The organism is [Zimmermannella] bifida NBRC 103089, assembly GCF_001570925.1.
GTDB lineage: Bacteria > Actinomycetota > Actinomycetes > Actinomycetales > Microbacteriaceae > Gulosibacter > Gulosibacter bifidus.
In genome coordinates this window covers 149,241-164,394 of the sequence record NZ_BCSP01000003.1, presented here as the reverse complement: position 1 = coordinate 164,394, position 15,154 = coordinate 149,241, and the positions used below count along the sequence as shown (strand labels likewise).

General features: G+C 62.6%; 9 protein-coding genes and 2 pseudogenes. 5 read left to right on the top strand and 6 right to left on the bottom strand.

Annotated elements, in window-relative coordinates; all coding sequences use genetic code 11:
* Nucleotide 1: 1 nt before the first annotated feature.
* From ZBI01S_RS04085 to ZBI01S_RS04065, 5 genes are all read right to left on the bottom strand, one after another.
* Nucleotides 2–3,712 (bottom strand): Eco57I restriction-modification methylase domain-containing protein, encoded by a 3,711-nt coding sequence (locus tag ZBI01S_RS04085; RefSeq protein ID WP_159421379.1) that lies wholly within the window; start codon nucleotides 3,710–3,712, stop codon nucleotides 2–4.
* 40 nt (nucleotides 3,713–3,752) lie between these two features.
* Entirely contained in the window at nucleotides 3,753–6,902 is a 3,150-nt protein-coding gene (drmD, locus tag ZBI01S_RS04080; RefSeq protein ID WP_066056740.1) for a DISARM system SNF2-like helicase DrmD, read from the bottom strand.
* On the bottom strand, nucleotides 6,899–7,993 hold the full coding sequence (locus tag ZBI01S_RS04075; RefSeq protein WP_066056737.1) for a DNA cytosine methyltransferase: 1,095 nt from the start codon (nucleotides 7,991–7,993) through the stop codon (nucleotides 6,899–6,901). Before ZBI01S_RS04075 ends, drmD begins: the two co-directional genes overlap by 4 nt.
* Nucleotides 7,990–8,211: a helix-turn-helix domain-containing protein gene (locus ZBI01S_RS04070; RefSeq protein ID WP_066056735.1), complete on the bottom strand. Its 222-nt coding sequence runs from the start codon at nucleotides 8,209–8,211 to the stop codon at nucleotides 7,990–7,992. The genes ZBI01S_RS04075 and ZBI01S_RS04070 overlap by 4 nt, the downstream gene beginning before the upstream one ends.
* Nucleotides 8,212–8,474: 263 nt before the next feature.
* Entirely contained in the window at nucleotides 8,475–9,368 is an 894-nt protein-coding gene (locus tag ZBI01S_RS04065) for a DNA cytosine methyltransferase (RefSeq protein ID WP_245610533.1), read from the bottom strand.
* 467 nt (nucleotides 9,369–9,835) lie between these two features.
* Between ZBI01S_RS04065 and ZBI01S_RS10260 the strand changes: the two genes are divergently transcribed.
* From ZBI01S_RS10260 to ZBI01S_RS04055, 5 genes and pseudogenes are all read left to right on the top strand, one after another.
* Nucleotides 9,836–10,255: a relaxase domain-containing protein gene (locus ZBI01S_RS10260; protein WP_390279959.1), complete on the top strand. Its 420-nt coding sequence runs from the start codon at nucleotides 9,836–9,838 to the stop codon at nucleotides 10,253–10,255.
* Nucleotides 10,222–10,530, top strand: a pseudogene (locus ZBI01S_RS10265) (relaxase domain-containing protein); the annotation flags it as partial. The gene ZBI01S_RS10260 and the pseudogene ZBI01S_RS10265, both read left to right, overlap by 34 nt.
* Nucleotides 10,531–10,592: 62 nt before the next feature.
* Complete coding sequence (locus tag ZBI01S_RS10175; RefSeq protein ID WP_370664365.1) at nucleotides 10,593–11,660, top strand: AAA family ATPase; 1,068 nt, start codon at nucleotides 10,593–10,595, stop codon at nucleotides 11,658–11,660.
* Nucleotides 11,564–13,105 (top strand): ATP-dependent DNA helicase, encoded by a 1,542-nt coding sequence (locus ZBI01S_RS10150; RefSeq protein ID WP_281173222.1) that lies wholly within the window; start codon nucleotides 11,564–11,566, stop codon nucleotides 13,103–13,105. The genes ZBI01S_RS10175 and ZBI01S_RS10150 overlap by 97 nt, the downstream gene beginning before the upstream one ends.
* 374 nt (nucleotides 13,106–13,479) lie before the next feature.
* Nucleotides 13,480–13,842 (top strand): hypothetical protein, encoded by a 363-nt coding sequence (locus ZBI01S_RS04055; protein WP_066057025.1) that lies wholly within the window; start codon nucleotides 13,480–13,482, stop codon nucleotides 13,840–13,842.
* Here the strand turns inward: ZBI01S_RS04055 and ZBI01S_RS10085 are convergent.
* Nucleotides 13,843–14,745: pseudogene (locus tag ZBI01S_RS10085) on the bottom strand (DNA-processing protein DprA).
* Between the last annotated feature and the right edge of the window lie 409 nt (nucleotides 14,746–15,154).

The following is a 15,154-nucleotide window of genomic DNA, read 5'->3' as shown; positions in this document are numbered from 1 at the left end:
CTTACTCGTTCGTCGAAGGTTCGTCGTGAGCGGACGTAAGAGCGCCCTCTCCAAAGTTGCGAACGAAGGCGGCATCTACTATTTCGGGTTCCAATCCGTAGAGCCGGGCCACTTCATCATCGTCTAGCTCGGCTTCGTAGCTGCGCTTTTGCGCGAGACGCTTCGGGATCGGGAAAGCCGCAATTTGCGGCGACCCGAAGCGCAGGTATCCGCCAGCGAGACTCAGGCCAGCGTAGAGCCCTTTATATATCAATGCGCCAGCACGAGAGTTAAGGACGTGCTCCAGAGTCTCAAGTGAAATACCTTCTTCGTCGGCCTGTATGACGATCACGGTGGAGACACCCGCGCAGTACTCGCCGACCGCGTCGAAGAAGGCCGTCGGACGTTTTGCCATGCCCGAGATGATGAGCTTCGGCGTCCGTGTCTGGAGTCTCCTCGCCGAGGGCAGCCCGCTCAGGTCAACTGACGCGAAGACGTACCGCTCTTTGAGGTATCGAACAGGGGAGTCCGCCCAGTTCGTAGCGGATCGTCTCACGTTCCCGCTGACAATAAAGCGTGCATGTCCCGGTGGGAGGGCTTCATCTCGATTGGATCGAACGAACGGCGCGATCTCGTAGGCTTCCGACACCGTTGCGGATGCCGAAACGTCGAAGTAGTTGCCGAGGTCGACGCTCGCTGATAGGGCTTCCCCGAGAAGATCAGCGAAGTCCGTAAGTAAGAATGACCACAGGTGTCTCGGTGCTGTCTGTAGAGAGCTTTGAGAAGCCACGGACCGGACGGAGCTCGACGCATCAAGAACGACGCAGTTCATATCCACGCACGGCTTTGTTATCACAAGCGCAACTGGGTAGACACTCGCCGAGAATGCGTCGGCTGTCGAGAAATCGATCAGCGCGTACACGGCGGATGTTGAGACTATTTGATCTCGTAGGGTCTCGGCGTACTCTGCGCTGAGAACTTTGTTGGGAATTAACATCGCGATGGTTGAAACAAAGGCCGCAACAGTCATCGCCCGCTCGTAGAAGAGCACGAATGCGTCATAGCTCCCAACTGCGGCAGCGAAATGCCTGGAATAGTACTTCTTGCGAGCTACAGGGGAATCTCCGAGATACATCTCGACCGCGTTAATGTAAGGCGGATTCCCCAACACCGCGTCAAATCCCGGATTGTCGCCGTCAAACACTTCGGGGAACTCCAGAAACCAGTGGAAGGGGCGCTCTGTGGGTAATCCGTCTCGAATAATCGAAGAGATCGCACGCGTTGCTTCCTCGTGACCATCAAGAAAGTCCATCGCTGTGGTACTGACGTGAGAAAGCGCGGCTCGCAGCAACCGCTTCTTCCCTTCACAGCGAATCGTTTCTGCCAGGACCGCATCCGCCAGGAGTGACACTTGCTGTGTCCTAGCACGAGCCATTCGATCCAGCGCGGCCATGTTTTCGACGTCCAAGATGTCGGCAACGTCCGTTGCACGTAATTGTCGACGGAGCGCGAGAGCTTCGGCTATCGCGTCCTCGACAACCTGGGTAAAAACGGTCGGCTGAACGTGCACATCCAACGACGCAGACATTGAGAACGAGGCGAGTTGTCCGGCCGAGTGCATCCCGAGCAATGAGTCTCCAGGGCGGAGGTTATGATCCAGAAACCCAAAGGGTCGCCCCTTGGCCAGCGTTACAAGCCAGATCGAGAGTTTCGCCAGTTCGACGGCGAGTGGGTTGATGTCAACTCCATACAGACATCGTTCGGCGATCAGTCTCCGGGCCACAACGATCCGCTCATTCAGGTTTCGAGGCATCGGCTCATGTGACCCAAGTGCTTCCAGAGTCGAACCGTCAGACGTGACGACAAGCCCGTCAGCCTCAGCGCGCGCCCACGCTTCAATCAACAGATCTCCCAAATACCGGCAGGTCTGCACGAGGAACGCCCCCGACCCCATGGCCGGGTCGCAGATCCTAAGATCAAGAAGCGCCCCCGAGGTCTTGAGCGCCCAGTGGTCTCTCGCTCTCCCTTCGGCTGGTCCGACGTAGACGAGAGGTTCAAGCGCGACGCGCACAATTTGCTCAGTAAGCGATCTCGGAGTGTAGTGTGTGCCGCTTTCTCGTCGATGGGCGCCGGGCGTCACCATAAACGAGTGTGCCTCGTAAATGATCGGCTCACCCCAGGCATCGTTTCTGACAAGGTTGGCGAACGGGGCTATGCGCTCGAATAGCGCACCATTGCCATTAGACGCACTGAGGAGGGCAGCCCGAACTGTATCTGACGCCGGCCTCGTGAGTGCTTTTCCGATCGTCGTTGGAGTTCGCCCCGTCTCTTCGGCGATCTTGGAGACGAGAGTGTCTTGGTGTTCGAATCGCAGCGACTCCAACTCAGCCAAGCTCATGGTTGGATAGCGGTTCTTCGCTGAGCCCTCAAGGCCGAGTGTGATGTCCGGAACGCGAACCACTGTGTGGTCCAGTAGGCCTTCATAGACATGGCCGATCTGCTCGACATCCAGAGCTCGATAAGACAGAGAAAGCGCGCCATGAGATTGCTCCAACACCTGCAATGAGTTTAGGAGCAGCAGGACAGTACGGTTATCGATCGGCAAGGGCTGCGAAGTGGTTTCCAGCCATGAGGTGCCCATCGCACGGCCTTCAAGGAAAGGATATCGGTCCGGATCGAAGAGCGAGCCACCCATGGCCGACAGTCGCAGGTCTTCGTGCTCAATGCCCGCGTACACAGCGCGGAACGCGGCCAATAGTCTCGCCCAGGCGTCGAAGCGGCGTTCCAGCACTTCATCGCCCAGTTGGTCTGCTTCCTCAGCGAGCTTGCCGCGAAGGGTTGAGACGGCGAGGTTCTCATCGTATACAGGGTCCCCGAGAAGGAACAAGCCGCGCTCTTCGGCGCATAGGACAAACACGAGGCGCATCATCACTGTGAGGGAGGCCTCGTAGAGCAGCGTGGGCGGCACATCGCGCAGGAGTTCCCGGTTGCGGTCCTGGTCCGCCTTGTCGAGCGCTTGGATCAAGACTTCGGTGGCCCGGCGTACCTGCTCACCTAGAGTGTCGGTGACTTCCTCCTGGTGCTTCAGCGACTCGTCGAGAAGTGCTTCGAGGGTCTGGTCGGTGGGTCCGAAGCATCGTCGCACGCCGAGCAACGACTGGAACGCCTTGAGCGTCGCTGGCTCTTGGAACCAGAAGCGTGAGCGCCAGACGGCTTTCCCAGAGGGTGCGTCTGCGGGCGCGTTGATGAGTACCCACGATTCGCCGTTCGTCACGATCCCGACTCGAACCCCGTGTTCGCGGCACAGCAGGGTCATGCGCTCCACTTCGCTTGCGATCCAGTCGTCTGTCTGAGCTGCGGACTCCAGATCAGCGTCCGGGTGAGTCACTGCGATGAACGCGCGCGGGTCAGTTGAACCTGGAGCGTGGATGATCCATGTGGGTCCGTAGTGCGCGGCCCCATCGGACGACGAGATGGACAGGTCACCGCCCACCCAGGAGGAGCGCGGTGTTGCCGACTCTTCGTCGAACTCAAGCAGCTCGGTGAGGACCAGATTCACCCAGGCGTCGTGAAGTTGAGGGAGAAGCTCATCATCCTCGTCGACGGCATCGCGCCACTCAGAGTAGGCATAGCGGAGCCGCTGGCACCGAGGGGTCTCGATTGATTCGAGGCCTTGTGGGAACGCCTGTTCGAGGACAGTGAGTGTCAGGAACGGCCCGCTAGTCTCGACCAACGAGAGCCATTCAACTTGCTGTGGCTGCGCTACCACGCGTTCACCCCCTCCGGGCCATGGACTCTGGGACCAGGAAGATCACCGCTGCGGGGAAGGTGCGTGCGACCGGATCGGCGTATTGACGCTTGATAGCGGCCTCCTCCGCCGCGCGTTCTGCCGGGATGCGGGCGAGTCGGCTTTCGAGGGCAGCGATGTGCTTGGACACCTGGTTCATCTCATGCGGAGACAGGCCAGGTAGATAGAGATCGCTCTCGGCGTCGTCGGCTTTGAGCTCTCTTGTGATTGCTTCTTCGAGCTCGTCGAGAACAGAGTGGAGGTCAGTCAGATCGTGGATCAGCCAGTCGTTGAGGGTCTTGTCGAGACTGTCGAGGCGTTCTTTGGATCGGGCTTCGACCGCGCTCATGATGGACTGCTTGCTGTTCGCGAATCTCTCCTTGAGTACGGCGAACAGCGCATCGGTCGGCTCGACCGGAGCGGCTGCTGCGAGGAGCTCTTCACGCTTGGTAACCTGGGTAATCCGGCTGAAACGGTCGTGGCCAAGCTCGCCCCCGGACAGGGTGAGTTCTTCGTGAAGCCGCCGGTGATCTCCGCCTGTGATGACGAGTCGCGACCAAAGCAGGACGGCGGGACGCGCGGCAAGGGCGTCCGGAACTACTCGGACGGCTACACGGTGCAACTTCTTGGTGTCGTCCGGCTTCCAGATTTCCTCGCGTAAGAGGCGCAAGCACATCTGGACCAGTCGGTGCCCGAGATGCGCAAGCACCACGTCATCGCGGCCCTTCGAAGCCTCATGATCGAACGTGATCGGGCGCCGCTCCTGGGTGTGTGGATGCTCAAGCCCACGAGTCGCCTTGCCCCAGGAACCAGTGAGCTCAGGTACAGCGAACATGACGGCGTCCGGCGCGCCGGAAAGCTTCACCGGGGTCAAAGAAGGCTTCTCGGCCAAGTCAAGGGCCACCGTGACTGCGCGTTCAATGTTCTCTGGCGACATGCGAAACTCGCTTCGCGCCTGGATGAGGGTCTGGTGCAGGCGCTGAATACGATCGCGCAGTTGACGCTCGGCAGCGACGATTCGGCGGGTGCGAGCTGCGTTGGCCTCAGCCGAGACCGTGTCGAAGCCGTTCCGCCGGCCGAGCATGATCTCTTCAATCTGCCGGGCGAGGACAGGTCCGACACTTCCGAGGTCTTCGCGGATGGTCTCGACCTTGTTGGCCGCTCGCATCAGATACTCATGGTCGCCAACAACTTCACCTGGTGTGAGTGCCCTGACACCAGGTGATCGACCCACAGGGTGCCAGATGAAGACGGTGTCTTCCTTCTGACCGTGGCGATCAATGCGCCCGTTGCGCTGCTCCATAACGTTCGGATTCCAAGGAATCTCAACGTGAATGAGGTAGTTGCAGTGATTCTGGAGGTCAATCCCCTCGGAAGCGGCATCTGTTGCGAGCAGGATGCGCACCGGGGACACCGCCGGATCAGCTTGGAAGGCCGCCTTCACACTCTCGCGGTCATCCGGTTCCACATCGCCGTGAAGGAACGCCAAGCGGTTGCCGCCGTACCCGCGGCTCGCGAGAATCTGCTGGAGCCAACTGTGCGTGGCGCGGTACTCAGTGAACAGGATGACGCGTTTGCTGTTCCATTGACCATCGGGTTCTTTGAGATGCGACTCGATCCATTCGAGGATCGCTTCGGCTTTCGAGTCCGGCTTGTTGCGAGCGCTTTCGGCCCAGATGGTCAACCGGTCCAGGGTGTCGCGTTGGCTCTGGGTCAGCGGCGCGGCTAGTTCGGAGGCCAGTTCCATGGCCTCGTGCTGAGCATCTTCTAGCGTTGAGTCGCTTGCTTGATCCTCTTCGGCGCGAAGGATCGCCTTGCGCAACACGCGATCATCCAGGGCGTCGTGGGGCTTCGAGGTGCGTGAGCCCCAGCTCAGGGTCTCGCGGTGCCGAGCGAGCGTCGTCGCGAACGCGAGCGGGGAAGAGAACAATCGCTTCTTGAGGAGCTTGTGAGCGAAATCCGTGCCGTACGCATACTTGCCGCCGCCGACGGACTTTGAGCGGTCAGCGATGAAACGCTGAAGCAGCGCGTGTGCTTCAGTCTCGCTGTTGGTGTAAGCGACTTCGAGCGGGACCAGCTTCCGCTCGGGGAAGAGGCGCTTCCCGTCCGGGTCTGTGATATCGCTCTTGAGGCGGCGAACCATGACGCGTTGCAGCTGTCGTTCATCTGGCATGACGGATCGAGCGAAACGCTGGTCGTCCAGCAACTCCAACAGCGACGTGAAGGATGCCTGGTAGCCGTTGTGCGGGGTGGCGGTCAGGAACAAGCGGTGGGAGAAGTTGGGCGCGAGGGTCCGGATCAGCCTGGTTCGTTGGCTCTCCATGGCATATCGCGTGGCTGCGGCGGGCGCGACGTTGTGGGCCTCGTCGACAATGAGGACGTCAAACTTACGCGGATACGTATTCGCGCCAGGGAGGATGTCCTTGAGTAGCCGCAGGCCCTCGCCTGACTTGGCCCAATCCACTGAAGTGATGAGCCGTGGGAACGAGGTCCACGGGTTCGCGTGGACTCCTCTACTGCGTCGTATCTGCTTGACGTACTCCGTATCTACGATTCGGAACTCCAGGCCGAACTTCTCCTGCATTTCGGTCTGCCACTTGATCTGAAGGCTCGCTGGGCAAACGACGAGAACCGTGCGGGCTCGATGCCGGATCAGCAACTCCTGGACGACCAGGCCTGCCTCAATGGTCTTGCCGAGGCCCACATCGTCGGCGATGAGGAGATTGGCCCGCGCCATGTCGATGGCTCGGACGAGTGGGTCAAGTTGATAGTCCTCAATGGAGATGCCGCTGCGGAATGGTGCTTGGAGGAACGTGCGGTTCGCGTTGGTCGCTGCGCCCCAGCGCACTGCATCAAGGAAGGCTTCCAACCGGTCATCTGAGTCCCAGCCTGTGATCTCTGGCAGACCCGCCTTTTCGAGGACTTGCGCACCAGGCTCAAGTTCCCAAATCACCTGGAGCTCTTCCCCCAACGCGTCCTCGTCCAAGGATGAGAGTGTGACGAGATGCTGCGGATGTGTTCCGGGCAGCGCGCTCCCCGTCGGCGCTTCGGTCACAACCCACTGGCGACGACGTACCTCGACGAGCTGGCCGGGTTCAGGAACAGTCTGACCTGAGGCTGCTTGGTCTGGCGTCATGCGAGCTCGCCTTCGACAAGCAGGCGGAGGACATCCTCGCGATGAGCCTTGACGTGAGCTTTTATGCTCCGACCGATGAGCTCGCCAAGGGTGACAGGTACTGCGTTGCCGATGAGCCGGCCGACGGTCTTCATGTGCACGGGCGCACCGGGCGCGACGAACTGGTAGTTCGGGGGGAAGCCCTGCAAGATGGCTCCTTCTCGTAAAGAGATCGCTCGATCCTGGGATGGGTGCCCGAAGCGTCCGTTGCCGAACCCGTAGAACTGAGTGGTCACGGTGGGGGCGGCCTCGTCCCAAGCCATGCGACCATATACGCCGGGGTAGGTCTTGCCGGACTCCTTCTTGTGGCACTCGGCGACAAGTTCGTCGGGCCAGTCACGCCAGGTCCCGCCAGGCTTGGACGCCTTGATCCTTCGCAAATTCAGCGGGGACAGTCCGGAGGCTTGGTGCAGGCGATCTGTTGCATCTGCTGACCCCGCTGCCAGGGCTGGCACCTTTCCGTTGCCGATCGCCTCGCGAACGCTCATCGGTTTCGCCTTGAACTGAGCGGGGGTGAACAGGCTGATCGGACCAAGGCGCGAAGCGAGGAGAACCAGTCGGTTCCGGTGCTGGGGAACACCGTAGTCTTGGCAGTTGACTACCTGCTTGGATACCTCGTAACCGCTGCATTTGAGCGATGCAACGAACTCATCGAAGACCGCATGGTCGAGCAGGCCGGGCACATTCTCCATCGTGACTAGCTCTGGGAGCAGCTCTCCCGCGAGCCGCGAGAAGTGCCGCAGCAACCACCATCGGTCGTCGTCGCTTGACGCCTTCTGGTTGTAGGAAGAGAACGTCTGGCACGGCGCACAGCCAGCCAGCAGACGAACGCTATTCGGAAGGTAGTAGGTAGCAAGTTCGTCCGACTCAATGTCGCCAACCGATTTCAGAAGGAACTTGGACTTGTTGTTCTCCGTGTACGGGTACTCGCATGCAGGGTCGACATCGACGCCGACCCGAACGTTGATTCCTGCCTTGGCAAGGCCGTGGGTCAGTCCACCAGCCCCGCTGAACAGGTCTACGGCGTTGATTCGTATGCGGGGCGTGGTCATATGGCTCCGCTTTCTGAGGCCTCTTCGCGTGCGTCGCCGGCTGCACCGCCAGCCTCCATCCAAGCGTCAACCTGCTCACGCTTGAACTTCCAGTTTCGCCCCATCTTGTGAGCGGGCATGGCTGAGCGGTCGATCCAAAGGTAGACGGTGTCACTGCTCACTCCGAGGTGTTGGCAAATCTCCTCGACAGAGAGCCAGCGATCCTGCACGTCAGTCATCTGTCCTCCTTGAGCCAGTGTGCTCCGGTGCGCAACAACCATCTGGTGGCGAGCGCACAGCCACCTGCAAGTCTACCCGCAAGCTGCCGAGGACACCTGACTTAGGCCGCAGAGGCGCGCAGACGACCGCTCGTGCCCGTGCTCTTCCCAGCTAGCGGGCCGCAGTCCTGTTCCCCAACTGCGTAACACCGGTCAACGCAGCCGTTGCCAGTAGCGTTAACATGCCATTGCCGAGTGCGGTGACTTGCTGGTTCGGCGTCAGCTCACCAGTGGCGGTGACCCATCCGGTCGGCAGGCCCATGAGCCATTCGACGAACGCGGGTGCTGAGCGGGGCCGTCGGCGTCGCTAAGGAGCGTCGGGGCTGGTGCTGGTCGTCCGGTGATGTGTTCTCATCGGGCGATGGCGTCGGCGTAGCGTCCCCATCGTTGTACAGTCCGTCGATCAGGGACCACAGCGTCTCCGACTCGCGCCTCTTGGCCGGCGAGCCATGCGGTCCGTGGAGCGCGAAGTCGATGATCTGGTGCGATAACGCGATCGTTCCACGCCGTGCCCGCACCTGATCGAGGGTCTCGTCGCCGCGCGAGGAGTCCGTCGCGAATGGGGTGCGGCAGCGTGCGGTGGGCGAGGATGAAGACGCGGAGGCGGTGGTGAGGAGCGCCGACAAGGGAAGCCGGTAGGCCGATCCATCGAGCATCCAGCCGCAGGACGGCCAGATCGCCGAGAACGGCGCCGTGACCCCGTAGAAGTCGAGCTGCGTTGCCTCCCAGATGCCACGAGTCGGGTTCCAATTCGCGAAGGGTTGCATCGTCGGGGGGGCGTCGCTCGGGTTGCGTGGTTCACGGTTACCTCTTTCTACTGGTGGCCGCGACGCCGGTGAGGGCAGCAACCCTCGGTCGTTTTCGATGACGTCCCACTCGGGTTGGAGTGCGTCGATGGCGTCAGCCATGTGTGCCCATAGCCCGGAGCGAGTGCCGGGTGCGAGGCCTGCACGTTTGCCCACCGTGCTCACGTCTTGGCAGGGGAAGCCGCCGATGAGGATGTCCACGGGCTCCACGTCATTCCAGTTGATGGTGGTGATGTCAGCGAGGTCCGGGACGCCGGGCCAGTGGCGTGAGAAGACGCGCGCGACGGGTTCGTTGAGTTCGGAGAACCACACGGTTATGGCGTTGAAGACGTATTCGACGGCGAGGTCGAGACCGCCTTAGCCGCTGAACAGCAACCCGATCTTGAGTCGGCGCGGCTGGTCTTCCTGGTCATGCATGAGGCCTCCGGATGACGGGTGACCCCGGCCTCGGTTCTTCGTGAACTGATGCCGGGCTGGTCACCTGTCAGGTGCACGATCACGCCACACGCGCCGTTCTCACTTCCGAGGTCACGTCACCCGCCGTGACCCGCCCATAGCGCCGATTCCAGTCACTCAGGCCGCCCGCCTCTTGGCCTCATCTCCAGAGTGGACACGCCTCTTGCAGGTCGAGGTTGAGTCCCTGGGCTGGCGCCTTCGGTAGCGGTTTTGCGGTCCTCATCTGATGGCCAGGACAGGACGCAGTGATGACGGTTTCAATGCTTGTGATGAGCGCGGGGGTGGGTGCAAGTACCTGTTAAAGACCGTCGCGTCCGTCGACGGTGACCGCCCCCCAACCGACGCCGCTGACCCGCTACTTCATCGAGGAAGGCACACCACCGGGTCGGTGGCGCGGAAAAGGCGTCGCGGTTCTCGGTATGGGCGAACTGGTCGTAGGTGACTGTGTCTCTGAAGACCAACTCCAGCTCCTCATGGGCTCGGCCTGTGATCCGGTCACCGGCAAGCAACTCGGGCTCGCATTCCCTGCCTTCAAGACGACGGAGCAGCGGATCGAGGCCCGGATCGCGAAGCTCAATGCCGATCTGACGCCTGGCGCGAAGGGTGAGGCTGTCGCACTGATCGTGACCGAGGAGAATGCCTGCGCGGTGCGTCGTGTGGTGGCGCGGTTCGACTTCACATTCTCGATCCCGATGTCCGCGAGCGTGCTATGGGCGGTCGCCGACGCGGGGTCCAGGCGATGATCGGGGCGGCGCATCACCGGGCGGTTGCGGAGGTGGTTGCATGGGAGGTTGCGGCCACTCGCACAGGCGCAACCGCAGGCGACGGAGCGGTTGCGCAGGTCCAGGTCGAGGGGCTGATCGCGACGGCGTTCGATCACTTCGGCTCCCGTGCAGGCGATCCCCACCTCCACACCCATGTCGTCATCAGCAATAAGGCCAAGACGAAGCTCGATGGGAAGTGGCGCTCACTGGATGGCAGGCCGATGCACGCTGCCGCCGTCGCGTTCTCGGAGCTGCATGAGGCGGTGTTTGCGGACCACATGACCCGCATCTTCGGCGTCGAGTGGAGGCCCGCGACATGGGCAGCGACCGCAACCCGACCTGGGCCATCACCGCCGCTCCCGAAACCCTGGTTAGCGAGTTCTCCAGCCGCGTGCGCCATATCGACATTGAGACCAACCTCCTCATCGACGAATACATCGCCGCGCACGGCCGCCGCCCAACACCAGCAGCGCTGATGAAGCTCTGCGCGCAGGCGACTCTCTCCACACGCCCCGACAAGCAGATCCGGTCCCTCGCCGATCTGACCGAGGAATGGCGAACTCGATCCACCGCGATCCTCGGTCGCGACGCGACCCGTTGGGCGATGGACGCGACCGACAACGACCGGCCGTTGCTGTTGCATACCGGCGACATCCCGCTCGACGTGATCCGCGACATCTGCGGCTCCGTCGTCGAGACAGTTGGCGAGAGGCGTTCGACCTGGCGCAGGTGGAACCTCATGGCCGAAGCCGCGAGGCAGACGATGGGGTGGCGCTTCGCCACCATGAGCGATCGCGTATCGGTGATCGCGATGGTCACCGACGCCGCCCAGCTCGTATCCCTCCGGCTCACCCCGCCCGAGCTGTCGCTCTCGCCCGTAGCGTTCCGGCGCGACGATGGCACGTCGGTGTTCCGGCAGGTCAACTCCGAGGTCTTCACCTCCGAGGACCAACTCGCTGCGGAAGACCGACTCCTTGAACGCTCCCGCGACCTCACCGGCCCCACTGTCTCCCTCACAACCGTGAAGGGCGTCATCCGCAAGCCCGACGCGGACGGGATGCTGCCGGGTGAGGATCGGGCAGATGCGTTGACACGGATCGCGGTCTCAGGGCGGGCGCGCGATGTGCTGATCGGTCCGGCTGGGGCGGGCAAGACCACGGCCATGAACGCGCTCCGTCGAGCATGGGAAGCCGAGCACGGCACAAGCTCCGCGGTCGGACTCGCCGCGTCGGCCGTGGCCGCGCAGGCTTCACCGACGATCCCGGGATCAAGACCAAGAACACCGCGATGTGGTGGCAGAACCACCTCACCAAAGGACTCAACTTCACCGCCGGCCAGTTGGTCATCGTCGACGAAGCATCCCTGGACGGCACCCTGTCCCTAGATCGAATCAGCGGCTTCCCGCAACAGGCGGGCGCGAAGGTGCTGCTCGTCGGTGACTACGCCCAACTCCAATCGGTCGACGCCGGTGGCGCGTTCTCGATGCTTGCCCACGACCACACCGACGCCGCCGAACTCATCGACGTCCACCGCTTCCGCAACCAGTGGGAGAAGCTCGCCTCCCTCGACCTGCGCCACGGACATACCTCCGTGATCGATACCTGCTTCTCCCACGACCGCATCCGTGACGGCGACGCAGAGACGATGACCGATGCCGCCTACGCGGCTTGGCGGACTGACCGAGACGACGGGCGTATCACCGTCCCGATCGCCGAGACCCGCGAACAAGTGACCGCTCTCAACGAGCGTGCCCGCGCTGACCTCCTCATCGATGAGACTCTCACCCAAGATCGAGAGGTCAAGCTGCGCGACGGAGCCCATGCGGGTATCGGGGACACCGTGATCATCCGCCGAAACGATCGGAAGATCACGGCCAGCAACGGCAACGTTTGGGTGCGCAACGGCGACATCTGGACTGTCACCGACGTTCGAGACGACGGAAGCTTCACCATCCGCAGACCTGGACGCTCCTACGGCGGTGCAATCGTGCTGCCCGCCGCTTACGTCGCCGAGCATGTCGATCTCGGATTCGCAGTCACCGCTCACCGCGCCCAAGGCGTCACGAGCGACACCGCCCACGTCCTGGTCGATCTGACCGCGACGAGGGAGAACCTCTACGTCTCCATGACCCGAGTCCGAGCGGCCAACCACGCGTATGTCATCCTCGACCGCGCCGACGACCACCAGCAGCCACACCCCGGCGACGATCCGAACGCGTCCATCCGCAGCGTCCTGACCGGCGTCCTCCACCTCGTCGGAGCAGAGCTCTCCACTCACGAGACAATCACTGCTGAGCAGGAGCAGTGGGGGTCGGTCGCACAGCTCGCCGCCGAGTACGAGGCCACCGCCGCAGCCCAGCACGATCGATGGGCGTCCCTCGTGCGAACCTCCGGCCTCACCGACGAACAAGCCCAAGCAGCGGTTGAGTCCGAAGCATCCGGCCCGCTGACCGCAGAGCTTCGCCGCGCCGAAGCCACCCACGACAACATGGAGACAATGCTCCCACGCCTCATCGCGGCCCGAGGTTTCGGAGACGCTGACGACATCGCCGCCGTCATCCGCTACCAGGTAGCCCATGCCACCGCGCGCACTGTCAGATGGGGTCGAACCAGTAAAGCACCGAGGCTCATCGCCGGTCTCAACCCACACGCAGACGGAGTACACGACACTGAGATGCGAGCCGCGCTAGACGAACGAGAAGCACTCATCGAATCCCGCACCGATGCCGTCCTCGACGGCGCCCTCACGGACAACGCTCTGGTTAATAGCACTCGGCACGCCGCCCAACGCCCCGCCGCGCCGCGACTTGGCGGAAAGCCGCACGAGTAGTCGCCGCCTACCGAGACCGCTACCGCATCACCGACGACACTCCGCTTGGGACGCCGCAGACGTCCGAAGCACAGAAGATCGACGCCGAGCGGGCACGTTCCGCACTCGCCCGTGCGGGACAAACCAGGACGACGCGCCCCACGACTCCATCGCGTGACACGCAGACTGTGAGCGTCAACGGGCTGGACCTGTATCGGACGAGTCTCAGTCGAATAGCGCTCGAACACCGAGTCCTTCCGCGTGTCGGAGATTAGGCGTATCGTGGAGATGGGGCCAATCCTCCTATGTAATGCCCCGCTTGCGGCAGGCTCTCGTAGCCACTCTTCAATGCACGGCCTCACTTGATGCACCATGCGATGGAGAGGAACGAAGCCATGATCCGCCTACTGTGGGCCGCAAGTACCAGCATCCGTAACTTCATGCGGCGCTGCAGGCCCAGCAACGTCCTGCTCGACGCGATCCGCACGCGCCGAGGGCTGAAGTGGGGCCTACCCGCCATGCTGCTGGCAATCCCGTACCTGCTGATTGCCAACCTCAGCACCGAGGCCGCAGCGAATGGCGGGCCGAGGTGGCTACACCTCGTCGTCTTGGTCTGTATCTGGAGTGCACTCAAGTTGGTGTGCATCGGTCCGGTCAGCATTGTCCTGCTTATCCGAGCACGCCTGCGCGAATCGGCGGCAGTGCGCCGTTCCCAGGTCGAGCAACAGGAAGAGCCTGCGTCGGTAGGATCGCGCTAACTACAAGTCGTGCACCGGCGCGCTCGGAGACGGCGGCCGCTGTGGCACGCCTTGGGTCACGGGCTGATGTTGGACGCCACGAGTTCGAGATGAATCTGCACCTCGGCTGAGCAGTTCCAGCAAGTCCGAGGCGCCAGCAACCAGACTGCCCGCTCCTTCCTGCAAGAGTCGATGGGTTCCGGAGCTCGTTGCACCGGTCACGGGTCCCGGAACAGCACCAACGACTCGGCCAAGCTCCTTCGCCTGGTGCGCCACTGCCAGGGCACCTGACCGCCAAGCTGTTTCGACGATCGTCGTCGATCCCGACAGGGCAGCCACGAGACGCGCTCGCGCGATGAACCGCCCACGCGTCGGCACCGCATCCGGCGGCTGTTCGCTGACCAGCAACGCACGATCACCGATTCGTTCCAGCAACTCGCGGTTTCCAGCCGGGTAGGTGGCGGTCGATACCGCTCGCCATCACCGCGGCGGCGTACCCGCACGCAGCCAGCGTCGCCCGGTGAACCGACGCGTTTATCCCCGTACGCCCCGCCAGAAACCAGCACCTTTTTCCTGTGAGGCGAGCTCCGACGCGGTGTCGCCAGCGACGTGCTCTCCGTAGCCTGTTGCGGCGCGAGAGCCGGTGATTGAGCACCGCGAGGCCAACTCACCGGCGAAGAGTGGCACGTCACCTCTCGCCCAAAGCAGGTACGGGACGCGCTCACCAAGGTCGTTGAGAGACGCCGGGAAACCGTGCGGGTCGGGCACCACAAGCGACAGCCCGAGCTTCTCTGTTGCCCGCAGCACGTCGCGCAGTGCGTTCAGCTGCTGGTCAGGTCGAAAGTGCTTCCGCCAAAGCGGAGCCGCCTCCTTGTTCAGGATTGACACCGCACCATCGCGAGCCAATAGCCTCACCGCTTCCATTGCGCCAACGTACTGGATGAATCACCCGGTGACGGGATCGCCTTGTTCGGAGAATAGAGAAAGCGCGATCCTGGCGGTCTCTTCGTCCTTGGTCTGCTCAATGATGCAGCCCATGTCGCTTCCTTCAGTCGTGAGGAAGGTGCGCCCGGACGCCAAGCCGGTGGATCAGCCCGGCCGACGGCAACAGGAGGGCAGGGATCAGACGGAGCTGGTGCGGTGGCCCGAGGGGCGTACGGTTCCAGCGCACGCGACAACGGCGGAAGGCACCGCATTGTGGCTGATGCCCAGTTCGGCACCGACCTCCACCAAGGTGAGACCGCCGGCATACAGGCGGGTCGCCTCTTCACGAACCGCCTGCGGCTACGTCGGCACGCGGGGTTCGAGTCCGGCACGCCTCGCGATCTCACTC

What these genes read in the sequence shown, in the direction of transcription:
- drmD (WP_066056740.1), bottom strand. Translation starts at nt 6,902, where the DNA reads ATGACGCCAGACCAAGCAGCCTCAGGTCAGACTGTTCCTGAACCCGGC.
- ZBI01S_RS04075 (WP_066056737.1), bottom strand. Translation starts at nt 7,993, where the DNA reads ATGACCACGCCCCGCATACGAATCAACGCCGTAGACCTGTTCAGCGGG.
- ZBI01S_RS04070 (WP_066056735.1), bottom strand. Translation starts at nt 8,211, where the DNA reads ATGACTGACGTGCAGGATCGCTGGCTCTCTGTCGAGGAGATTTGCCAA.
- ZBI01S_RS10175 (WP_370664365.1), top strand. Translation starts at nt 10,593, where the DNA reads ATGGGCAGCGACCGCAACCCGACCTGGGCCATCACCGCCGCTCCCGAA.
- ZBI01S_RS10150 (WP_281173222.1), top strand. Translation starts at nt 11,564, where the DNA reads ATGTGGTGGCAGAACCACCTCACCAAAGGACTCAACTTCACCGCCGGC.
- ZBI01S_RS04055 (WP_066057025.1), top strand. Translation starts at nt 13,480, where the DNA reads ATGATCCGCCTACTGTGGGCCGCAAGTACCAGCATCCGTAACTTCATG.